Source organism: Bacillus methanolicus PB1 (assembly GCF_000262755.1).
In the GTDB taxonomy this organism is placed as follows: Bacteria; Bacillota; Bacilli; order Bacillales; family Cytobacillaceae; genus Bacillus_Z; species Bacillus_Z methanolicus.
In genome coordinates, this window is record NZ_AFEU01000002.1 from 123,597 (window position 1) to 146,369 (window position 22,773).

Sequence of the window (22,773 nt, forward strand, 5' to 3'; positions counted from 1 at the left end):
TTTCAGGCTATGATGTTTATATCATCCATTGGGAGGTCCAGTATGTTTACAAGAACGGAAAGCTTTCGTGAATTTATTCGCTTCTATCCTGCTGTTTCCATTATTGTCGGATTAAATGTATTATTATATTTTTTCACGATTCTGCCTATCTTTCCAAATAGGCTTCTATTCGAAAAACTGGCCGGTATTAATTTGTATATTGCAGAAGGGGAATATTGGCGGCTGGTCACCCCAATCCTTTTGCACAGCGGATTTCCTCATATGCTATTCAACAGTTTTTCTCTTATTCTGTTTGGCCCCGCTCTTGAACGAATCATCGGCAAAAACAAATTCGTAATTTTATATTTTTCAACAGGGATTGCCGCTAACATCGCCACTTTTTTCGTAAAACCGCTGACATTCATCCATGTTGGGTCAAGCGGTGCGATTTTCGGGCTTTTCGGCTTTTACATTGCCATGACCCTTTTTAAAAAGCATTTGCTTTCTAAGCAAAACACCCAAATTATATTGACAATCACTGCTATAAGCCTGATTATGACTTTTGTACAGCCCAATATCAATGTTATCGCACATATTTTCGGATTGATTGCCGGTATTATCATAGGCGCTGTTTTTTCTTCAAAGACCGACATTTTTGCTGTAAAATAAAAAAGCGCCCGCGGGCGCTTGAACGAGAATAATCACCTGCCGAACGAGAGAAAACACCAGCTGAACGAGTGTAAGCACTTTTTTATTTTCCTTGATACCATCGATAAACATAATAACAATCTTCCTGTTGCAAATCGGCAACTGTTCCTCCTGAGCCTCCGGCGCCTGATTTTACAACCGCATCCAGGGTGGCGAGCTTTTTCTTTTTTTGAAAATAACTTTCTTTAACAGTTAACGATTGAATTTTGTTCTTTTTCATAAAAACAGTGTTCTTGCTAATTCCCCGATACCTTAAGGTAAGCTGTTGATTGTCAATGCTCCAGCCTGCATCCTTATATTTGAGGAATGACCAAAAAGAAATAACAGGGATGAGCAGCAAAGAAAAGTATCCCCATGGAAGGAAAAAAATTATCGGCAAAACCACACAAGGAACAATAAACAGCCATCCCCTTATCAAATACCTTTTTAATGCCCTTTTCGGAGCAGGCTTAAAATCGGTTATGGGCTTATAATCAGAAAAGAATGGCTGTAATATCCCTGAAATCCTTTCCTTTCTTATTATCGGCAGCAAAATGACGCTTGCTCTCTCTTCATTCACTGCAGAACCTCCGGCACTTTCAATGATGACAGTCGCATACTTTAGAGGCTGCCTAATAAGGTTTTCACTAATTTTAATCGCTTGGATCCGATGAAGAGACATGGTAATTTGCCGCTTTTCCAGCAAACCTCTTGAGATGATGATATCATCATTTACTATTTTCACGGTAAAGTCAGCATATGTCACCATCGTTCCGATAACAGCGATCAGCCAGGCTGTTAAAAAGCCGAGAAATACAATTATTGCAACAAAAGGAATTCCGTTTTTTATTAATTGTTCAAACCCTGAAAATATTTTTTCATATGGAATAATTTCTTCGAGCTGAGAAAGAATAGCGAAAACCGCTGAAATCACAACTCCTGCTCCACCTGATGTAGAAGCAAGCAATAGCAGTTCAGGAGGAGATATTTTATAAATGATTTCTTCTTCAAATTTGGTTTCTGCCCCGTTCTCCATCTTCTTGTAGTTTTTAACAGAGGTAAAAAATTCCTTAATGGCTTCCGCTTCCGTTTTTGCGATGGCGGTTAATACAGCCTCCGCTTCATTCAACCCCATACCGCCTGATCCAGCAGTCTCGACAGTTACTTTTACGAGGCCAAGCGGACGGTGCAATATGCCTTCTGAAAAATCAATGCTTTGAATGCGCTCAAATGGGATGTAACGTTTTTTCCGAATAAAAAGCCCGTGTTCAATTCGAAGTTCATCTTCTTCAATTCTGTATGTAAACCTGAGCCATGATAAAATGCCGCCAATTAAAATAATCAAAATGGAACCGGCCGAAATATATAAGGAAATTTGCTCTCCGTTGTTTCCTTTCCCGCTAAAGAAAACAAATACAAGGATTGGAATAATCATTTCTTTCAGCTGTTTGATAAAGTGATAAACTGCAGATATGGGGTGAAGCCGCTTCAGTTCAGACATCTTCATCCGCCACCCTTGCCAAACGCGAGATTGAAGAACGCAGTTCCTCCGCCTCCTCCATATCCAAAGCAGGAATTTCATGTACGGTTGCCGCTGTTGAGACGGTAACAGTTGCTAAATGGTATTTTCTTAGAAGCGGGCCTTGTTCTGTATCAACATGCTGGACACGAATCATCGGCACTAGCGTCCGTTTTATAATAAATACTCCATGCTGAAGTTCAATTTCCTGGTCCCTGACTTCGTATCTCCACCTTTTCCATCGTAATGCAGGAAAAAGAACGACAGAAAAATAAGAACTAATAGCTGCAATAATGATAAGTCCTGCCGGAATCCAAATCGGCCAATGAAAAATAATTGTTAAAATTGTTACTCCGACAGCAATCATCCACATAAAAACAGATTGAATAGCCCCTGAGATTCTCCAAACCTTTAATGCCCGCTCAGATATTCTTTTTTCCGGTTCTGAAATCATGACAAAATCCTCCTGTGTTTAAAAACTAACACATCTCACCTGGTATACAATGAGGTTGTTAATTGTAAGACGTATTTTTTTCAAAATGGTTTCATTTTTTTTATAGCAAACGATTAAGTTGATCATTGTGCCATGAGGAAAAATATACAAAAAAAGAAAAAGAGAGTGCATTGCTCACGAAAAACAGGAAAATGATTATTGTCAACAATTTAAATGAGAAAATGTACAAAAAAAAGAGAGCACATTGCTCTCTTACCGGTAGCTTCTTGAATTTAAAGAACTATTTCGTTTTGCGCCGGAACGCGCTTTTAATGGCCCTTTTTTTCTTCCATAAGTTTCATGGCCGCCCCGTCTCTTGTCGCTTGAGCTTCGTTCACGATCACGCTTTGGCGGAAGAGGCGTTTCCTCAGTAAGTTTAACAGGAGTTGTATCCGGCTCTTTTGTCATCATTTTTAAAGCGGCAGAAACAACCATAACGGCATCCTGCTGTTCGAGCAGGTCCTCTGCAGCCTGTTTGTACAACTGAAGGTTGTTTGATTCAATTGTTTGGATTATTTTTTCTATTGTCGCCTTTTGCTGGCCTTCTAATGCTTCATCCAGAGTTGGCGGCTTCATTTTGTCCATTCGTCTCTTGATCGTTTTTTCAACGATTTTCAAATAAGCTTTTTCTCTTGGTGTGACAAATGTCATTGCCATACCGGTTTTGCCGGCGCGTCCTGTCCTTCCTATCCGGTGAACATAACTTTCAGGGTCTTGCGGGATATCAAAATTATAAACGTGAGTAACGCCTGAAATATCAAGACCCCGAGCTGCAACATCCGTAGCCACAAGAACATCAATCGAACCTTCTTTAAATTTTCGCAAGACAGAAAGACGTTTCGCCTGGCTTAAATCACCGTGAATTCCTTCTGCCATATAGCCTCTTAAATTCAATGCTTCAGATAATTCATCAACACGACGCTTTGTCCTGCCAAATACAATCGCCAATTCAGGAGATTGAATATCCAATAATCTCGTTAGTACATCAAACTTGTTTTTCTCCTGCACCTCGAGGTAGAATTGTTCAATTTGCGGAACGGTCATTTCTTTTGACTGTACTCGGACAATTTGCGGATTTTTCATGAATTTCTCAGCCATTCTTTGAATCGGTGCAGGCATCGTCGCGGAGAATAACAACGTCTGGTGCTCTTCCGGTATTTGGGCGAGAATCGCTTCAATATCATCAATAAATCCCATGTTCAGCATTTCATCAGCTTCATCAAGGACAGCCATTTTTACGTTGTCGAGGCGAATTGTTTTCCGGTTAATATGGTCTAAAATCCGACCGGGAGTTCCCACAATTATGTGCGGGCGTTTTTTCAGCGCCTTAATCTGCCGGCTAATGTCCTGGCCGCCATAAATGGCAAGGACCCGGGCTTTCTTCCCATATCCGATTTTATATAATTCTTCAGAAACTTGAATGGCAAGCTCCCTCGTTGGCGCGACTACAATCCCTTGAATAACATCTTGGTCAATATCAATTTTTTCGATAAGCGGGATTCCGAATGCCGCTGTTTTTCCTGTACCGGTTTGCGCTTGTCCAATCAAATCTTTGTTTTCCAGGCTTAACGGGATCGTTTGAGCTTGAATGGGAGTTGCCTCCTCAAACCCCATTTTTCTTATCGATTTCATTGTTGCAGGGCTTAAACCCAAATCTTGAAACTTCGTCAATGTATCCATTCTCCTTACTAAATCAGTATATATATCTTATAAACCAGTGATAAATAGTGTCAAAAAATCAATGAGTCGCAAAAAAAGACATTCTCCTTCTTGGAGGATGTCCGATTATCAAAGACTTTCTCTCTTAGGCACTTTGAAGATTATCTTAACATTTAAAAAGTTTGATTGCAATAAAGTGAAAGTTTCCTCAGTAGATTTTTCTTACTTCCTAGTTATTCATTGAACGTTTGTATAAATTAGTGCCTGTTTCTGTTGATAAAAAGTCAAGAATATCGGTAAAAAGCTCTTTATTTTCATCACAATGGCAAATCAAATGCCCTGATTTCTTAATGTATTTAATGTTTTTATGTTCAGTGCCAATCTTTTCATAGATATATTTCGCGCTTTTAGGAGGAACAATCCCGTCTGCTTCTCCTTGAACGATAAACGTCGGAATTTCTATTTTTTCAAGAAAAGGACGGATATTTGAAACTAAGCTGCGAAATTGAAATGTTGCCGAAATAGGGGTATCCTTGATTTTTCTCTTATAACGGAGATATAAGTCATTGTTTTTCAGTTCTCCCCGAAATGTATCTTTTACCATTTTCCTAATATCTGCTGCAAGCTGCTTTGGATTTATATAATAGGCGGCAGCACTGAGTAAAACCAGTTTTTTTACAGGATAGTGGACAGCAAGATAGGCCGCGATCAACCCTCCCATGGAAAAACCAATGACATAAACCGTTTCGCATGTCTCCATCAACTTTTTAAGTGCTTCTTCAGCATGCTTAATCCAATCTTTATATTTGATTCCTTTTAATTGAAGCGTCCCTCCATGACCCGGCAAAGTAGGAACAACAATCTTCCAATTTGTATGTTTTTTCAAAAAATCAACAAGCGGTTCCACTTCATACGGAGAACCGGTAAATCCATGTATGCATAAGCATCCTATCATACTTGTTCCTCCGTATATTTTCATTAAGCTCTTTTCCTATTTTATACTTTTTGGCACATATCATACAAAGGAATAAAACGGTTCTTCCCCGCCGAAAAAAAAAATCCTTATACTGTTTTGTCCAGCATAAGGATTCTACTGAATTATCCATCCCGAAATTTAGCCGTCAGCTCATTGTTTAAGTTGTTCAGCTCTTCAGCCAGCTCCGCAACTTGGCTCGAAGCTACCGATATATCCTGAAAAGTCTTTTTGAAATCGGAAATGAATGCACTAAAGTTTGCGATTCTTTCACCGCTGTCTTTCATTCCTGCAATGGAATTTTCAAGAACTGTAATAATGTTTTGATTAGATTCCCTGAATACTCCAGTCTCTTCAACAATCATCTGAAAGCTGTGTTCAAATTTTTCAATCGTATCACGGACAGTGCCGATCTGGTGCTGGATATGGTCAAGCGCTTCTTCGGTCTGATTGGCCAATTTTCTTACTTCTTGGGCGACAATGGAGAAACCTCTTCCATGCTCTCCTGCACGCGCCGCCTCAATAGCTGCATTTAGCGATAAAATATTTGTCTGATTAGATATCCCGCGAATCGTATTTACCACCTGGCCAATATTTGAAGCGCTTTCAATCAATTCATAAGTTAAGGTTTTTATATTTTCGATTAAATCTGCAACTTTATCCACCTTTGTTAACGAAGTGGAAACGTTATGCTTGCCTTCTTCGGCATTAAGGATGACTTCTTGCGATGACTTTTTTATTTGCTGTATTTCCCTAAGCATTTGTTCAACCATTTTTTCTTTATCCGTAATCGATGAAGTTGTTTGTTCAGCACTGGCAGCCAATGTGGCGGCCGATTCATTTAAGCGGTATTGCAGCCCTTTAATTTCATTCAGTTTCATCATCGAAGACGTAAAGGATTGAATATACGTTTCGATCCCAATCTGTATATCAAACGAACAAAGGCGCTGAAATGATATATAACATTCCATTATTTCTTCCCAATTATCAAGTTCTTCGGCCAAAACTTTTAATATCTCAATTTGAAGCAGAGTAAATGCTCCTATGTACCATACCGGAAACAGCCCGATCCGATTATGAACATCGCCCACTGTTCTCCGGCGTTTTACATATTTATCCTCGATTTCTCCTGAAACCATTTCGAACAAATATTGTTTCATAGTTACTTTCAGCTTATCGACCGTTGTGTGGTTTTGAATAATCATTCGAAGGTTTGGAATTTCCAATACATGCTGATAAAATGCATCGACAATTTGTTCTTTGTTTCTCTCGATAATTGGCCTGATTCTCACAAGATTGCCAATATCTTTTTCTCCCAGGCCAACAAATTTTAATTGTGTTGCTTCAGTTCCTTTTAATTCAATATTTGGTTTAAGACCTGCATCGGCTTGTGGCTTTTTCTCTGAGATGCTGCGGCCCTGTTCGTTTCCTTGAAGCTTTTTAAACGGAAAAACTTTCATATACCGGCCCTCCCACTTTTTCCCTTTTACAAAGTCAGTATAGCGCAAATTTTTTGCTTCGTTGCTTAAGTCATTTAACAATATAATGAATTTTCTCTATTAGATGGATATAAGTTTTTATTTTTTATAGAAAAGAGGCTGGCTTAAAAGCAAAGGGTCAGACCCCTCCAACAGTTATATTGTTGGAAGGTGTCAGACCCTAATGAGCCAGCCTCTTTCTTTTCTGTTCATACAGATTTTTACTGCTCTTTTTTTTGCAATTCTGATACAACATCCTCGAGCTTCATCCCTCTTGATGCTTTCACTAGAATCAATGTCTCACTGTTTGTGTGTTTTGATAATTCATTTATTAGCGCATTTTTATCATAGAAGGCAAATACTCTTTCTTCCGGAAGAACCGTTTTAGCGCCTTCTGCGATATGCTTGCCCAACTTGCCATACGTAAATACGAAATCAACTTTTCCCGGGTTTAAATTGGCTCCGACATTGTAATGGAATTGCTCTTCTTGAGGTCCGAGCTCAAGCATATCGCCGAGCACCAATATTTTATTTTTATAACCGGAAAGATTCGAAACGATCTCAACTGCGGCATTCATGGAAGTTGGGCTGGCATTATAAGCGTCATTGATAATTTTCTCTCCATTTTTTCCTTCAACAATTTCCATGCGCATATTGGTCAGCTTTAAATTTAAAAATCCTTCGTTCATTTTTTCAAATGGAATTCCGAAATAATCCGCTGCCAGCATCGCTGCCAGGGCATTTAACACATTATGGGTGCCAAGAACCGGCAAAGAGAAAACCTCGGCAGATGAATTGATTTTAAACTCGTTTCCCTTGTCGCATTGCCGGATTTCAATCGGATACAAGTCATTCCTTTCGCTTCTTCCGAACGTTTTTAAAACTGCATTGCCGCTAAAATTTTTCAGGCGCTCCTTCAAGAGGGGTTCATCTCCGTGATAAACGATTAGACCGCCTTCCTCGAGACCCTTAATAATTTCTAATTTTGCATCGGCAATAGCTTCTCTTGATCCGAGGTCGAGAAGATGCGACTCTCCGATATTGGTGATGATGACAGCGTTTGGCCGCGCCAGTTTTGTTAAAAATTCAATTTCGCCCCTTCCGCTCATGCCCATCTCGAGCACGGCCATTTCCGTTTCTGGTTTTATGCTTAAGACCGTCAATGGAAGCCCGATATGGTTGTTAAAATTGCCTTCTGTTTTTTGAACTTTATATTTTATCGAAAGCAGATTGGCCGTCATGTCCTTTGTTGTTGTCTTCCCATTGCTGCCGGTAATTCCGACGATCTTAATGTTTAATTCATTGCGGTAGCTTCGTGCCAGCTCCTGCAGTGCTCTTAATGTATCTTCAACTATCAGAACAGGTAAATCGAGTGGTGGATTCGGCACATCTTTTTGCCAAAGTGCAGCAGCAGCACCTTTCTTGATTGCATCTTCTACAAAACGGTGCCCGTCTGTATTCTCCCCTTTGAAAGGAATAAACAGATTTCCCTTTTTAATTTTCCGGGAATCAATGGCAACACCACTAATTACTACATTTTCAATATTAGAAAGATCGTTTTCGACCTTAATCATATTTTTTATTTGTTTAATCGTTTTTTGAATCATTGTCTGCTCCCTTCTTTCCGTTTTATGGTGAAAAGGAATGGGGCTGACTCATTAGCAAAGGGTCAGACCCCTCCAATACAATATATAGACAACCACTAATAAAACCTTTCTATATACTGCTATTGTTGGAGGGCGTCAGACCCTTATGAGTCGTCACCCTAGTGTGATCATTAAAGTGTATATTTAATATTTTGTTTTTCAGCATGCCTTTCTTTTGCCAGTTTGACAAGGCGCTCGATCAGTTCAGGATATTCAACTCCAGAGTGTTTCCAAAGAAGAGGAAACATACTGAAAGGGGTGAACCCCGGCATCGTGTTTACCTCATTAATATATAATTCGCCGTCTTTTGTTAAGAAAAAGTCTGCCCTGACAAGCCCTGAACAATCTAATGCTTTAAAAGCCTTAATTGCCATTTCTTTTAGTTTGGAGTATTCTTCCACTGATAAATCAGCCGGGATTATGAGGGCAGTATCACCGTCTTCATATTTTGCTTTGTAATCATAGAATTCTTTCTTCGGAACGATTTCGCCGGCAACCGAACATTCCGGCTCGTCATTTCCCAGTACGCCGATTTCAATTTCTCTTGCCGTCACGCCTTCTTCAATAATGATTTTCCGGTCGAATTGGAACGCTTCTTCGAAAGCTGCCTCTAGCTCGCTTCTGTTTGCAGCTTTACTGATCCCGACGCTTGATCCAAGGTTTGCAGGTTTTACGAAGCATGGATAGCCTAATTCTTTTTCAACTTTTTCATACGCTTGTTCTTTTGCTTTTTCCCACTCGCTGCGGATGAACCAAACATAATTTACTTGGGCAAGCCCAGCCTGGGCAAAAATATTTTTCATTATGACTTTGTCCATGCCTGCAGCCGAAGCAAGGACACCGTTTCCAACATACGGGAGATTTAATAGTTCAAGCAGCCCTTGAACTGTTCCATCTTCGCCATTTGGCCCGTGGAGCAAAGGAAAAATCACATCAAGCGGCTCTTGCTTTTCTGCTTCTGCCTGAAAAAGAGTTGGAGCTAAAGGAGCGCCAGCTTGAGGATCTTCCTTCGTAAACTCAAGCGCTTTGACATTTTCAACGGGTTCTGTAAGCTGCGGGCCCTTAACCCATTGTCCTTCTTCAGTTATGTAAATTGGATAAATATCATATTTTTCAAGATCAAGAGCTTTGATAACAGCCATTGCTGTTTGCATTGACACTTTATGTTCAGCGGATTTTCCGCCATATAACAAACCGATTTTTGTCTTCATGATTGAACCTCCATTTTGTTGAATCACACACGTTTTTATTTTAACACTTTCAAAGAAAAGAAAGGGAGAAATATCAAAAGGTTTCTAATGAAATTTTTCACACGCATTCCACCTATTCTCCATACCTTTGAAACCTGCAGCTTGCTTCATTCATTTAAAGCAACGAGGGACAGGCCCTCAGTACGGTGACGCTTTAAAGCATTGAGGGCCAGACCCCCAATGAGGGTTGTTCCTCATTAAGTTAAGGTGCTGTGCATTATCTTCTTGTACGGTTAATTTGAATTTTTTTAGTGAAATTATATATATATATATAGCAATGGGAGGCGCTAAGAGGATGTTATGAAAAAAGCGATATTTTTGGACCGCGACGGAGTGCTAAATGAAGTGTTATCCGACAGGGTTAAATTTGTGAACCGGCCGGAGCAACTGTACTTATTAGAAAGAGCTGCGGAAGCAGTGGCAGAGTTTACCCGGGCAGGATTTGAAGTGTTTGTCGTAACGAACCAGGGCGGTGTCGGACTTGGTTTTTTAAAAGAAAAAGATCTCGATCGGATTCATGAAAGATTGCATGGTTTAATAGTAGAAAAAGGCGGAGAAATCAAAGAGATTGCCTATTGTCCGCATAAACCAAAAGCCGGCTGCGAATGCCGCAAGCCAAATCCGGGGATGATCCTAAAATTGGCGGAAAAATATAATATTGATTTGTCAAAAAGCATCATGGTAGGCGATCACGAAAGAGATATAGAAGCCGGCAAAAAAGCAGGCTGCAAAACGGTTTTTATAGGGTCAGGATCGACAAGTGCAGATCTTCAGGCTGAATCTTTATATGAGGCTGTGGAGCCGATATTTAAGTTAGAGATTTAGAGTGAGAGTTGAGAGAAATCAACGGACAAGTTTTATGGACGATGGCGGTTCATTAATTAAAAACTCATAAATTGTTTACGAAGGTTCACATATTTACATATAAACCCACAAAAGTTAATGGACGGCTCATATATGAAGATAACGGCTCATAAAATGAAATGGAAGCTCATATATGAAAATGATGGCTCATAAATCCAAATGAAAGCTCATTTTTAAAAACGAGGGCTCATAATTCCAAATAAAAGCTCATATTTAAAAACGACAGCTAATAATTCCAAAATAAAAGCTCATATTTGAAAAAAATTGGCTCATATTATAAAAAACAATCATAAAAATAAACTCATTGCGATCAGTTCATCAAAAATGAATACAGAAAAGGGGCTGACTTTTAAGCAAATGGTCAGCCCCCCGTTTAGATCAGAGCCTGTTATAAATGAGCTTCCTGCTTTACATGGGAGAGGTCGGCCTCTAATAAAAACCTCTTTTTTCCATCGTTTAGTTCCACTATCGTCAAACTCGTTCCATGAATGATCGGCGGCGACCAAAATTCCTCAATGGGAAGCTGTTTCATAACCATGTACATTGTTTTAATAACAACCGCATGGGTGACGATCAACACATTTCCGGAAGAATACGTTTGTTCTATATCTTTCAAAACGGCAAGCACCCTGTCCAGGACATCTTGAAAGCTTTCTCCTTCTGAATTTTGATAGAGATTCGGCTTGTTCCAAAAACAATCAAATTGATAGGCATTCATTTCCTTAATCTCCTCATGTGTTCGACCTTCCCAGCTGCCCAAGTGAATTTCCATCAATCTTGAGTCTTTTACAATCGGAATTTGCCGGTCTCCCTTAATGAGTTCTGCCGTTTGGACTGTTCTTCCGCTCGGGCTTGTGATTACGGCCGTAAATTCCGTATTCTCAAGCCTCCTACCCAGTAATTGTGCATGCAGCTTGCCTTTATCCGTTAAACTTGAATCTAACCTGCCTTGCATTCTGTTTTCTGCATTCCATACCGTTTCACCGTGCCGTGTAATATACAAAGTTAGCATTTTCATTCATCCTTTTATTTTTTTATGCCAAGTAACGTAACATTCTATAAAAATGCCTTGTTTTCCTGCCAACCGTATTTATTAATCTATTAATTCAACAGGATGAAACAGTTCTCCGGCTTTCCTCCGCAATTTTTCTTCAACTTCGGGCCGAAAAGCAACTAGAAAGCACGTTGCCGGACCGGAAGATTTCAATAGATCCAAACGGCAAGAAACTTGTTTTTCTTCAATCTGCCGACCATGAAAAAGCTGTTGAAGCTCATACATAATCCCTCTTGAACCAACTGGGAAAACTGCCTCCACTTCCTCCTGTTCACAGAACCACTTGAACAGTGAAAGAGGTGCGATACGTTCCTGATAGTCAACGACTTCTTCCCCTACGAGCGGGAACCCGATAACCGCCACATCCACTTCCCTCATCAGCCAAGCAGGATAGTGATCTCGCTCCTTCCGTCCGACCACAACCATGCCGAGTGCCGATTGAAGGAGAGAAAAATTGCTTTCCGTACTTCCCGTTATGGAAATCCCATTGATCCCCAATTCATTAAGTCCTCTCTCCACTCCGGACTTGAGCAGCGGCCATGCGTCATCTCCGCAAAAATTTTGCATCGCAACCGAAACAGGATTTGCTCCGGCTGCCATGCACTCCATCACTGCGACCCGGAAAGAATAATAGGAGAGAATGTCATATGAGACTTTCACATGATCACTGTCCTTCATCCCAATTCCGCCGCTGTTATCAGCTGCAATAACGAGTGACTCGTTTTCATTTATCGGAACGATCGCAACATCTCTCATCGGTTTGCCTCCAAAGAGTCTGTTTTGCCGCCTTTTAACCAAACGAGACGAGGAATCATCAACAATGCAACTGCTATATTAAACAGAGATCCTATGAATAGCGAAGGAAGTATCGCAATAAAGAATTCTTTTCCCATTATAAAAAGAAATGGCAGAGGAGCAAGAAAAGCATTGCCAATTAAAAAAATAAATCCCGCTATTTTCCTAGATCCCGTCCGATAAATGTTTCCAAATATCCATACAAGAACCGCCATTTCAAGCGCAATAAGCAAATGAAAAGGACCTAACGGCATTCCACCGAGCAATGCAGAAAGAAGGTGCCCCAAGGCAGCTATAAATGCACCTGCTCCACTGCCTAAAAGTACAGAAGCTAAAAGTGCAGGAAAGGAATCAAGGGCAATGCTTCCGATGACGGCCGGTATTTTAATAGAGGCGCCAACAACCGACAAAGCAGTAAACAAAGCTGCTAAAACAAAATTTCTGCTAAACATTACTTTTCCTCCTTCCGTTTCCCTTCCCGAAATACATTCGCACTTCTAATGTATTCGACATCTTTTACACCAAGACGGAAATTAACGATTCTCGCAAGCGCAAAAAAATAATCGGAAAGACGGTTCATATATTTTAAAACAAGCTCCGGCACTTCCGGATCTTTTTTCTTCAGTTTTACAATCAGTCTTTCAGCCCGCCGGGTTACTGTCCGGGCTATATGGATTGACGCGGAAGGCTTTGTTCCGCCCGGAAGAATAAATTTCTCGAGTTTCGGTGCTTCATCGGTAAACTCGTCAATTCTTTTTTCAAGATACTCAATAGCTTCTGCTGTAAGCTTTAATTGCCTTCTGGAGGAAATATTGGCAAGGTCTCCGCCGCAGTCAAAAAGCTCGTGCTGAATTTTTTCAAGATCTTCCAAAACATCCTTGAAAACAACGGGGTCCAGTTCCGCCATCGCCTGGCCGACAAAGCAATTCACTTCATCAACAGTGCCATAAGCTTCTACCCTGAGATCATCTTTATCTACTCGGCCCCCGATTAAACTTGTTTGTCCTTTATCACCAGTACGGGTATAAATTCTCATTATCATTTCCTCCCTATTTAAGTCTTTGACCAATTCCATACCAAATAAGGTCCATGCGGTCAGAAAGGCCGGCAATATCTTGAAAAGCCCAGCCGGTACAATCCCGCCAGCTTCGCAGCTCCTTTTCAACCGGTACAATCCCTTTTGTAATATCCGATCCGATAATTACGAGTATCCGTTCCGGTCTTTCCGTTTCCCAAAGACGCCAATTCCTTAATACATTCTTCCATTCCTCCCGGAAATCGTTTATATCAGACCGGGCAGAGATTTCTCTTATCCATTGTTCCGCTCCCTCCAGGACTACGAAATCTTTCCCTAAATCATGGAGCGTGATTGGAAGCGGCTGATGTTTGTATGCCGAAATCCATAGTACGTCTTCTCTCTCTTCAATTTTATAAAAGCTCCTTACCCATTTTGCTTTTCCGTTAAAGGAACCTCCCGTAATAAAGTGCACCGTTCCCCCCTCCTAAAGGCATTGTTCTCCCATTCCAATTCATAACCATGCCCGTGCTTCACCTTCCATTCCCAAAAAGGCCTTTCATAAGGGGCGAACTTAGACAGCAAATACTTAATAACTCCGCCGTGTGTCACGGCAATCGCCCTGTTCACACCGTCTTGTAGCATTTCCTCCTTCAGCTTAATCCAACCTCGGTCGACTCTTTCTGCAAACTCGGGAAATAATTCACCTTCAGGCGGCCGGACGGAAAAATAATCGTCTAACCAGCTCTGATAAACACCGTCCTTCTCAAGATCTTGGTGAGTTTTTCCTTCCCATATTCCAAAATTCAGTTCACGCAAATCAGAAATCACAATTGGATCAGCTGCAGGAAACAGCAGTCTGGCAGTTTCCATACATCTTTGCAAATCGCTGCTGAACACTTTCTCATACTCCGGAAGTTGATCCTTTATCTCCTTTATCTGCATCCGGCCGTCATGGCTAAGCTGAAAATCGGACCAGCCGATAATCGCTTTTCGCTGATTATATGCCGTCAAGCCATGGCGAAATAGTGCAACAACCACAGAATTGCCCATAATAAAAGCTCCACTCCTTCCACAGCGGACCCTAACACATCTCCTGTTACTCCGCCAAACCATTTCATTATTTTATACTTCAAAAAAATAACTGCGACAACCGCAGAAAAAAACATTACAGCAGAAAAAAGAAAGAGTTTAATATTTACAAGAAAAGCCAGCCCGAAAAAAAACAGCAGATACAATGGGTATATCCATAATGAACGTACATCCGCCGCTTGCCGGAAGAAAAATGCCATCCCTTCTTTTCTCGCAGACGGCAAGCCGGTAAAAAAATAACCCATTGCGCTTTTTCCCAAAAAAGGGATAAACATCATTAAGTAAAACGAAAACAAATTGGCCTGAACGGTAATTTCGTATATAAATAAAAATCTGCTGCTCAACAGGATGATGACCGAAATGACCCCGAATGCCCCTGTCCGCGGGTCCTTCATAATTTCAAGCCGCTTCTCTCTATCCCGAAAAGAAAAATAAGCGTCGCTTGCATCCATCCAACCGTCGAGATGAATCCCGCCAGTGAGAATAATAGTCATTAGCCAAAGAAAAAATGCAACAGCAAGATCAGAAAAGGGAGTGTTATGTTGTAAAAAATACAATACTAGAGAAAAAACAAAGCCTTGAAAAATTCCTAATAAAGGAAAAGTTTGAATCGCTTTTTTCAAATGCGATTTATTCATTGGGAGCTTTAGCGGAACAGGAACAGACGTAAAAAATTGCAGGTTAATTAAGAACCCTTTTATCATTCGCTTCCCGCTCCTGAGAAAATAATGTTTTTCAATTGCTCCCAGTTTAAAAACGGCTTTATGCCGGCAGCCAATTCATCATATTTTGCATCCTTCATCTCTCCAATAAAAACGGGATTACGAACAGCAAGCCCTTTTCTTTTCCTCAATCGATTCAACCACTCGCTCCGCCACTCGTCATTATGAAAAAGATGGTGCAAATATGTGCCAATGATTGAGCCATTGTCACTGCAATACCCCTCTTCCTCGCCTTTCTCAAGCAATAAAAACGGTCTTCTCTTAACGGAAGGTTCAAATTCAGTTTTCCCAAGATGAATTTCGTAGCCGTGTACCGGAATTTCTCCTACGCCGACATGAGGGTGGACCGTTCCCTTCGTTCGAACAGTCATCTTTTCACAGTAAAAAAATGTTTTTCCCGGAATAATTCCGAGACCTTCTTCGCTTATTCCGGCTTTCCCTGTATCGGACCCTGCCTCGTCCATAAGCATAAGGGTCAGCATTTGATACCCGCCGCAAATGCCAACGATTGTCCCGTTGTCGCTTGCGTATTTCTTTATTGCTTCAGCCAGTCCCTTGTCTTTAAGGTATCGCAAATCTCCAATCGTGCTTTTCGTGCCGGGAATGATCACAGCATCAGGCTTCCCAAATCGTTCCGGGTCGCTGACCCATCGAACCGAAACATCCTCTTCATATAAAAACGGTTCCATATCACTGTAGTTTGAAAGATACGGAAGTTTGATAACAGCAATATCAATGCTTTTTTGCCGTCGGTTTGAAAACCGGTCAGAAAGGGAAAGAGAATCTTCTCCTTCTATCATATGCCGGTCCAAATAGGGAAGAACTCCAAGAACCGGAATCCCCGTTCGTTCCTCAAGCCACGTAATGCCGTCTTGAAACAACTCGGGATCGCCGCGAAATTTATTAATAATCACACCCTTTACCCGGCTCCGTTCCTCTTCTTCCAGAAGCTCCAGTGTTCCGACGATGCTGGCAAACACTCCGCCCCGGTCGATATCAGCCACTAAAACAACGGGGACATCGGCAAGTTCCGCAACTTTCATATTCACAAGTTCTCTGTCTTTTAAATTAATTTCCGCCGGGCTTCCCGCACCTTCAATGACGACCACTTCATATTCCTCTTGCAGTTTTTTTAGCGCAGTTTCAATCGTTTCCAATCCTTTTGGATAAAAAGAATTTCGGTACTCCTTGCCGGAAACGGTTGTAAACGGCCGGCCCAATAAAACCACTTCAGATTGATGATCGGACCTAGGTTTTAATAAAATCGGACTCATCCAGACCGTCGCTTCTGTCCCGGCTGCTTCCGCTTGAAGCCCTTGGGCACGGCCAATTTCTTTACCGTCGATCGTGACATAAGAATTATTGGACATATTTTGTGATTTAAAAGGAGCAACTTTGCAGCCTTCATTTGCGAGAATTCTGCAAATAGCGGTCGTGATCAAACTTTTGCCGACATCAGAAGCTGTCCCTTGAATCATAATGCCTTTCATGTGTCCGATCTCCTTTCATCAGCCGGGGAATACCTGCTTCAACTAAATAAGCAATGCTTGATCGCTGTACGAGCCACTGATGAAGCTGGCCGAGAATTTTTCCATATGTAAACACTACAAGACTTTCATCAATCGGTTCATTCAACACTTCATTGCTGACAATAAGCAAATGACCGCATGCTTTTTGAATCTCCAAAATTCCTTCTTTAATCGACTTTTTTACTCCCTCCTGGAAATCAGGCCGGTTCCATTCTTCTCTATTTAAAAAAAGCTCATTATTTAATAATGTCGTTAAACAATCAAGCAAAACGACAGAATGTTCACTAAAATGAGAACTTGCCCGCTGAATATTTGTTGCAAATTCCCACGTATTCCACGGGATCGGGCTGCTCTCCCGGTCCATTTTGTGCCTATTTATCCGTTCACTCATTTCCGGGTCTGACGATCGGCCGCATGCAAGATAATGAAGATCCCCGCCGGTTTTTTCCGCGATCGTAACAGCCGTTTTCTCAGCAAAAGAACTCTTTCCGCTCCGGACTCCGCCTGTAATAAACATTATTTCACCGTGCGCCATTTTGCTAAAACCTCCATTAGCCGGTCATTTTCATCCTCACGCTTTATCGCCAGCCGGATCCATCTGCCTTCAAGACCGGGAAAATGATAAGTATGCCTCGGAACAATCCCGTGCTCAAGCAAAAAACAGATAAGAGGAAGCTGATCAATATAATCCGAGTCCCTTACCAAGTAAAAATTCACGTTAAAATTGGAGACTTCATAGCCATTTTCTTGAAAAAACTTTACTAATCGGGAACGCTGCATGCCAATATATCGCCTCGTTTTTCGAACGTGCTCGTTCGCCTTTAAACATTCTTCCCCGGCCATTAATGCTAAAGCATTGACGCTCCAATGCGGCTGGAAAACAGCCATTTCCTTAAGAACATGCGGATGTGCAATCGCGTACCCGAGCCTTATCCCCGGAATGCTGTACATTTTTGTCATCGATCGAAGAACCATTAAGTTCGGATACGTCTGAATAGAAGAAGCAAAAGAGTGCACTTCTTCAGAAAAATCATAAAAAGCTTCATCAATGATCACAAAACAATTCTTTGCAGCAGATTCTTTAAGCACGCGGGAAATAGCGTGCCGGGAAAAAGATGTTCCTGTCGGATTATTTGGATTGCAAAGAAAAAGAGCATCATAATGATCAAGTTCTGATATGATACTTTCGCTCATAAGCTCCCACTTTCCCTCTTCAAGAATGTGATAGCCGATCTGGCAGCCGTTTGCTTTGCATGCTTCTTCATATTCGGAAAAGGCAGGCTGAACAATTAATACTCTTTTGCCGGCAAGCAATCTGGCAATCAGCGCAATGAGTTCCGACCCCCCATTGCCCGGAAGAATCCAGTTCACTGGCAGGCCTTCCTTTTCAGCTGCTTTAATTGAAAATTGATAAGCTTTTGGATCAGGATAATCGTTGATTAACTCAAAGGCTTGTCCCCATTTTTCTTTTAATGATGGAGGCGGGCCAAGAGGATTGATATTGGCGCTAAAATCGATATAGTGGTCCGGAAGAGGAACTCCCATTGATTGATATAAATATTGCGGATTAGATCCATGCAGCGGCCATTTCAATCGCCACCCCTCCAAACAACAAAAACAATAAAAATAACAAAACTGATCGTTTCATAAGATTGATAGAATCGATGATATGGTTCGTCTGAAGCTCATACTTTGGATCGCCCATTTTTGCTCTGTGAGAAACAACACCTTTATAATAATTAGTTCCCCCGAGCTGAACGCCAAAGATAGCAGCAAATGCCGCCTCTCCCCAGCCGCTGTTAGGGCTCGGATGTTTCTTAGCATCACGCAAAACGATGGATACCGCCTGCTTCCGGCTTACTTTCCCCGGTTTCATGCTTAAGAGCATCGCTATGGCCGTCAGTCTGCTCGGGAGCCAGTTTAGCAAATCATCAAGTTTTGCCGACGCAAAGCCAAATTTTTCGTATTTTTGATTGCGGTATCCGACCATGGAATCGCATGTATTGACTGCACGATAGGCAAGCGCGGACACCGCCCCTCCAAGCAATCCCCAAAACAGCGGTGCTGTCACTCCGTCGCTTGTATTTTCTGCGACCGTTTCAACCGTTCCTCTAACAATCTCTCTTTCCGGCAAATGATCCGTATCTCTGCCAACAATATAAGACAATTTCACCCTGGCTTCCGCTATATTGCCGTTTTGCAGCGGTTCGTAAACGGCCAATGCTGCTTCTCTTAAGCTTTTTTGAGCAACGGCAGTTGATATGAGGACGCCTTCCCAGACAATGCCTGCCAAAGGATGAAATTTATAAACAGCAAACACACTTAAGGCTGTCGCCCCCATCACAATGAGAAGCACAACAACAAGCATGACAACCCCTTTTTCCAGGCGATGATTGCCCTTATTTAATTGTTTATCCAAGAATGCTATTATAGCGCCCATCCATCTTACCGGGTGCGGCCAACCAGGCGGATCACCGATAATCAAATCAAGGAAAAAAGCAAGGATAACAGCCGCTAAATGGTGAATAATCATTGTTTTTTCCTCTTTTTATATTTGTGAATAGCTTCTGTGATGCACTTATATATTCCCTTTCCGATCAGCTTTCCAAGAGGAGTAATCGAGCCGGCAAAATCCAATAGCCGGCCGTGTTGGGTAGCAGCAATTAAGATGCTGTCAGTTGAGGTTCCGGTCGCCAGCGTCCCGGTTTTTGAATCATAGATTTCCATGTCATGCAAAACCTTAACCTTTGCCTCCATTGCCGTCATAATCCCCTGGATGAAAGCCTCTTCCGTCATGTTTCCGTTTACGAAGATCCATATATTAATCGTTCCGGGAATCATTGTCATTTGGTGCTCTCTGCTTCTTGATGCATCCACTGCATTGCCTACACCTGCAGTTACCACAATAAAGACAGAAAAACCGTCACCTTTGAAAAGCCGGTAAGAGGCATCTTCCAGATTGACAGCTGTCATCATTCCAACAGTATCAACCGGTTCAAAACCATTTTGTTTTAAAAAATCTCGCATTTCTCTCCGGTGGTCGCTGCAATCATAATCTTGACTGACATGCCTGTTTATGAACATTCGGTGCCAGCCTGTTCCCGAACCAGTCACCCCTGAGGACATCGTTCTGAGCATGATCGGAGAAACAAGCCCGATAAATTCCTTTGAGAAAGTCAAATATCGTTCATCAATCTGAAATGGTATTTGATCTTCTTCATGATAATCCGGAAGCAAGACCATTTGCGGCTTAGCCACTTTCGGATGAGGCTGCTTTTGGATCGCCGTATGATAAACTTCCCGAATTCGCTCTTCTTTTAATACTTCATTAGGAGTATCGTTAATACTGATTCTCCCCTTGTCCATTAGCATTAAACGGTCGCAATACAAGCTGGCAAGGTTCAAGTCATGGAAAATCGAGATGACGGTTAGTTTGCGTTCCTTCGTCCAACTCTTTAATAAATCTAACAATTCTTTTTGATAAGACAAATCAAGGTGGTTAGTCGGTTCATCTAGAAGAAGAATTTCCGGCTCTTGGGCAAGCGCCTGAGCCAGAAATACCCTTTGCCGTTCCCCTCCGGATAGCTGATTAATTTGCTGATCATGAAAACGGCTTATTCCTGTCTGCTCCATAACGGTCCGGACAATGGCTTCATCTTCGCTTGTCCACGTGTGAAACCAGTCATTTTGATGTGCATATCTTCCAAGCGATACCGTTTCTTTTACCGTATAGGAAAAAGTATCTCTGATAGCTTGTGGCAAAACAGCTACCACTTTCGCAAGCTCTTTAGAGGAAAACGCTGATAATGGACGACCTTTTATGGTTATATCTCCCTTTTTATACGGTAAAATACCGCTGATCATTTTTAATAAAGTGGTTTTCCCGCTCCCATTAGGGCCGAGAATGCCAAATAATTCCCCTTTTCCAACTGAAAAGGAGATGCCGTTGATTATATTATGATCGCCATATCCGCCGGAAAGATTATTGATTGTTAGCATCTTACCCACTTCTTTCTTTTCTTCTCAACAAAATGACCGCAAACATCGGAGCTCCTATTAATGCTGTAATCACGCCGATTGGAAGTTCTGTTGGCGCAATAATCGTCCGTGAAACAAGGTCGGCAAGAATTAAAAAACCTCCGCCTATAATCATCGACAGCGGCAATAAGTGACGATGATCAGCCCCCCACAACAGTCTTACAAAGTGGGGAACAACAAGTCCGACAAACCCAATCGTTCCCGAAACAGCTACAGCCGCACCAGTAAGAACCGATCCTGAAATCAAAATGAGCAGTTTTCGACAATGAACGTTCACTCCTAGATGCTGCGCCCGTTCTTCACCGAAGGACAGCGCATTCAATTCTTTCGTATTCATGATCAGCAAGCAAGAGCCAAGAATAAAAAAAGGAAAAATAATCTTAATGTATTCCCAGCCTCGCATGGATACACTGCCCAGCAGCCAACCGATAATTTGCCGGAGCTCTTCACCTGTCAGTGCGATCATTAAGGATATAAGTGCACCGAGAAATGAACTGAAAATAATACCTGTTAAAATAATCGTTTCAACTTTTATGGATCGTTCAATCTTTTGAGCTAAAAGCAGCACAAGGAAGACGGTGATAATGGAAGCTGTAATACTTAACACCGGCAGCGTATACAAGCCGGCAAATGGAAGCGTGATTTGAAAAAACAGCGCAATCACCGCTCCAACAGAAGCACCCGAAGACACTCCAAGAGTATAAGGATCAGCAAGCGGATTGCGCAAAAGGCCTTGAAAGGCAGCTCCTGCAATCGCAAGAGATGCCCCTACAAGACCGGCGAGGAGAACTCGCGGCAGACGGATATTCATTACAATATTTGAATACATCGGATCAATTGCTTCATTTGTTGAAAAACGGAAAATTTCAGCACCAACAATTTGAATGATTTTAGAGGCCGGGACGGATACAGTCCCGAGAGCAATTCCGATCATCATTGCCGAAAGGAAAAACAAGATTGCGAGAAAATACGCAATCATTCTGTTACTCAGCAAAAATTTCCGGATAAACAGCTTTCGCAAGTTCCTCTACTCCTTCGGCAAGACGCGGACCGGGACGGGAAACTAGATCTGAATGGACATCAAATACTTGTTTGTTTTTTACGGCGTTAATATTTTCCCAGCCCTTGCGGCTTGTCACGTTTCCGACAGGGTCTTTCTCATAAAAACCATATGTTGTCACAATTACATCCGGATTTTTTTCAATAACGGCTTCCTGATCAATTTTTGCCCATCCTTCTAAATCTCCAAAAGCATTTTTTGCATTGATGATCGATAGCATTTTATCCATAAACGTGTTTTTTCCCGGTGTATAAATTTCGGGAGCAGGTGATATTTCAACAAATACTGTCTTTTGTTTGTTCTCTTCAATGACAGAAGCTTTTTCTTTTATTTTTGAAATCCGGTCTTTCATATTTTGGATAATTTTCTCCGCTTCATCCATTTCACCGGTCGCAGTGCCGATCATTTCAATAGAGTCGTATACTTGTTCAAAATTTTGCGCATCATTGACAACGAGAACAGTTATTCCGGCATCTTTCAACTGCTGCAAGCCTTCTTTGGAACTTTGGGCAATCGATGGGTTGGCGAGAACAAGGCTCGGATTTAATGAAATAATTTTCTCAACGTTTATTTCCATGCCGCCAATTTTTTCTTTTTTTGTTGCCTCTTCCGGATAATTATCATGATCAGATACTCCAACCACTTCTTCTCCCAAACCTAAAGCAAACGCAATTTCGGTATTGCTCGGAATAAGTGATACGATTCTTTCCGGTTTTGAATCAATGACAGCCTCTTTGCCAGTTGCATCTTTGATCGTGACCGGAAATTCTTTTTCTGATTTTTGCTCTTGCTTCGGTTCATTTGAAGATGTATTTTTATTAGGTTTTTCAGCCCCGCCGCATCCGGCAAGGATACCTGCTGCAAGAAGCATCGCTAAAAATAATGTATATAATTTTTTCATGTGTTTCTCCTCCTTTTTA

23 protein-coding genes and 1 pseudogene are annotated in these 22,773 nt (G+C 41.5%); 2 read left to right on the plus strand and 22 right to left on the minus strand.

Going from position 1 to position 22,773, the window contains the following annotated elements; translation table 11 throughout:
• Positions 1-42 precede the first annotated feature (42 nt).
• On the plus strand, positions 43-648 hold the full coding sequence (locus PB1_RS05615) for a rhomboid family intramembrane serine protease (RefSeq protein ID WP_003351275.1): 606 nt from the start codon (positions 43-45) through the stop codon (positions 646-648).
• Between the two features lie 82 nt (positions 649-730).
• Here the strand turns inward: PB1_RS05615 and PB1_RS05620 are convergent, their stop codons facing one another.
• The 8 genes and pseudogenes from PB1_RS05620 to PB1_RS05650 all read right to left on the minus strand — a co-directional run bounded on the left by PB1_RS05620 (position 731) and on the right by PB1_RS05650 (position 9,645).
• Positions 731-2,167, minus strand: coding sequence for a PH domain-containing protein (locus PB1_RS05620; RefSeq protein WP_003351277.1), 1,437 nt, complete (start codon positions 2,165-2,167; stop codon positions 731-733).
• The gene (locus PB1_RS05625; RefSeq protein ID WP_003351278.1) at positions 2,160-2,639 is read right to left on the minus strand and encodes a PH domain-containing protein; all 480 of its coding nucleotides are present in this window, start codon (positions 2,637-2,639) and stop codon (positions 2,160-2,162) included. Before PB1_RS05625 ends, PB1_RS05620 begins: the two co-directional genes overlap by 8 nt.
• A gap of 252 nt (positions 2,640-2,891) precedes the next feature.
• Positions 2,892-4,349: a degradosome RNA helicase CshA gene (cshA, locus tag PB1_RS05630; RefSeq protein ID WP_003351279.1), complete on the minus strand. Its 1,458-nt coding sequence runs from the start codon at positions 4,347-4,349 to the stop codon at positions 2,892-2,894.
• 217 nt (positions 4,350-4,566) lie between these two features.
• Positions 4,567-5,292, minus strand: a complete 726-nt coding sequence (locus PB1_RS05635; RefSeq protein WP_003351280.1) for an alpha/beta hydrolase — start codon at positions 5,290-5,292, stop codon at positions 4,567-4,569.
• Between the two features lie 143 nt (positions 5,293-5,435).
• The gene (locus tag PB1_RS18525; protein ID WP_420796294.1) at positions 5,436-6,194 is read right to left on the minus strand and encodes a methyl-accepting chemotaxis protein; all 759 of its coding nucleotides are present in this window, start codon (positions 6,192-6,194) and stop codon (positions 5,436-5,438) included.
• A gap of 24 nt (positions 6,195-6,218) precedes the next feature.
• Positions 6,219-6,770: pseudogene (locus tag PB1_RS18530) on the minus strand (protoglobin domain-containing protein); the annotation flags it as partial.
• Positions 6,771-7,009: 239 nt separating this feature from the next.
• On the minus strand, positions 7,010-8,395 hold the full coding sequence (locus PB1_RS05645) for a UDP-N-acetylmuramoyl-tripeptide--D-alanyl-D-alanine ligase (RefSeq protein WP_003351282.1): 1,386 nt from the start codon (positions 8,393-8,395) through the stop codon (positions 7,010-7,012).
• Between the two features lie 170 nt (positions 8,396-8,565).
• Positions 8,566-9,645, minus strand: a complete 1,080-nt coding sequence (locus PB1_RS05650; RefSeq protein WP_003351283.1) for a D-alanine--D-alanine ligase — start codon at positions 9,643-9,645, stop codon at positions 8,566-8,568.
• 339 nt (positions 9,646-9,984) lie between these two features.
• Here PB1_RS05650 and PB1_RS05655 point away from each other — a divergent pair, with 339 nt between their 5' ends.
• On the plus strand, positions 9,985-10,509 hold the full coding sequence (locus PB1_RS05655) for a D-glycero-alpha-D-manno-heptose-1,7-bisphosphate 7-phosphatase (protein ID WP_003351284.1): 525 nt from the start codon (positions 9,985-9,987) through the stop codon (positions 10,507-10,509).
• Positions 10,510-10,936: 427 nt separating this feature from the next.
• On the opposite strand, the gene PB1_RS05660 is transcribed toward PB1_RS05655, so the two are convergent.
• The 14 genes from PB1_RS05660 to PB1_RS05725 form a co-directional block, all read right to left on the minus strand.
• Positions 10,937-11,560, minus strand: coding sequence for a histidine phosphatase family protein (locus tag PB1_RS05660; RefSeq protein WP_003351285.1), 624 nt, complete (start codon positions 11,558-11,560; stop codon positions 10,937-10,939).
• 81 nt (positions 11,561-11,641) lie between these two features.
• Positions 11,642-12,358, minus strand: a complete 717-nt coding sequence (locus PB1_RS05665; RefSeq protein ID WP_003351286.1) for a hypothetical protein — start codon at positions 12,356-12,358, stop codon at positions 11,642-11,644.
• Positions 12,355-12,849: an ECF transporter S component gene (locus PB1_RS05670; RefSeq protein ID WP_003351287.1), complete on the minus strand. Its 495-nt coding sequence runs from the start codon at positions 12,847-12,849 to the stop codon at positions 12,355-12,357. Before PB1_RS05670 ends, PB1_RS05665 begins: the two co-directional genes overlap by 4 nt.
• Positions 12,849-13,433, minus strand: a complete 585-nt coding sequence (locus PB1_RS05675) for a cob(I)yrinic acid a,c-diamide adenosyltransferase (protein WP_003351288.1) — start codon at positions 13,431-13,433, stop codon at positions 12,849-12,851. Before PB1_RS05675 ends, PB1_RS05670 begins: the two co-directional genes overlap by 1 nt.
• A gap of 13 nt (positions 13,434-13,446) precedes the next feature.
• Positions 13,447-13,887: a bifunctional adenosylcobinamide kinase/adenosylcobinamide-phosphate guanylyltransferase gene (locus PB1_RS05680; RefSeq protein ID WP_003351289.1), complete on the minus strand. Its 441-nt coding sequence runs from the start codon at positions 13,885-13,887 to the stop codon at positions 13,447-13,449.
• Complete coding sequence (locus PB1_RS05685) at positions 13,839-14,465, minus strand: histidine phosphatase family protein (protein ID WP_003351290.1); 627 nt, start codon at positions 14,463-14,465, stop codon at positions 13,839-13,841. Before PB1_RS05685 ends, PB1_RS05680 begins: the two co-directional genes overlap by 49 nt.
• Positions 14,423-15,208 (minus strand): adenosylcobinamide-GDP ribazoletransferase, encoded by a 786-nt coding sequence (gene cobS, locus PB1_RS05690; protein WP_003351291.1) that lies wholly within the window; start codon positions 15,206-15,208, stop codon positions 14,423-14,425. Before cobS ends, PB1_RS05685 begins: the two co-directional genes overlap by 43 nt.
• The gene (locus PB1_RS05695; RefSeq protein ID WP_003351293.1) at positions 15,205-16,716 is read right to left on the minus strand and encodes a cobyric acid synthase; all 1,512 of its coding nucleotides are present in this window, start codon (positions 16,714-16,716) and stop codon (positions 15,205-15,207) included. Before PB1_RS05695 ends, cobS begins: the two co-directional genes overlap by 4 nt.
• Positions 16,682-17,290, minus strand: coding sequence for a bifunctional adenosylcobinamide kinase/adenosylcobinamide-phosphate guanylyltransferase (locus PB1_RS05700; protein WP_003351294.1), 609 nt, complete (start codon positions 17,288-17,290; stop codon positions 16,682-16,684). Before PB1_RS05700 ends, PB1_RS05695 begins: the two co-directional genes overlap by 35 nt.
• Entirely contained in the window at positions 17,272-18,348 is a 1,077-nt protein-coding gene (gene cobD / locus PB1_RS05705) for a threonine-phosphate decarboxylase CobD (RefSeq protein WP_003351295.1), read from the minus strand. Before cobD ends, PB1_RS05700 begins: the two co-directional genes overlap by 19 nt.
• Positions 18,323-19,288, minus strand: coding sequence for an adenosylcobinamide-phosphate synthase CbiB (gene cbiB, locus PB1_RS05710; protein ID WP_003351296.1), 966 nt, complete (start codon positions 19,286-19,288; stop codon positions 18,323-18,325). Before cbiB ends, cobD begins: the two co-directional genes overlap by 26 nt.
• Complete coding sequence (locus PB1_RS05715; protein ID WP_034644946.1) at positions 19,285-20,754, minus strand: adenosylcobinamide amidohydrolase; 1,470 nt, start codon at positions 20,752-20,754, stop codon at positions 19,285-19,287. The genes cbiB and PB1_RS05715 overlap by 4 nt, the downstream gene beginning before the upstream one ends.
• A gap of 1 nt (position 20,755) precedes the next feature.
• Positions 20,756-21,814: a FecCD family ABC transporter permease gene (locus PB1_RS05720; RefSeq protein WP_003351298.1), complete on the minus strand. Its 1,059-nt coding sequence runs from the start codon at positions 21,812-21,814 to the stop codon at positions 20,756-20,758.
• Positions 21,777-22,754: an ABC transporter substrate-binding protein gene (locus PB1_RS05725; protein ID WP_034644948.1), complete on the minus strand. Its 978-nt coding sequence runs from the start codon at positions 22,752-22,754 to the stop codon at positions 21,777-21,779. Before PB1_RS05725 ends, PB1_RS05720 begins: the two co-directional genes overlap by 38 nt.
• Positions 22,755-22,773: the final 19 nt, after the last annotated feature.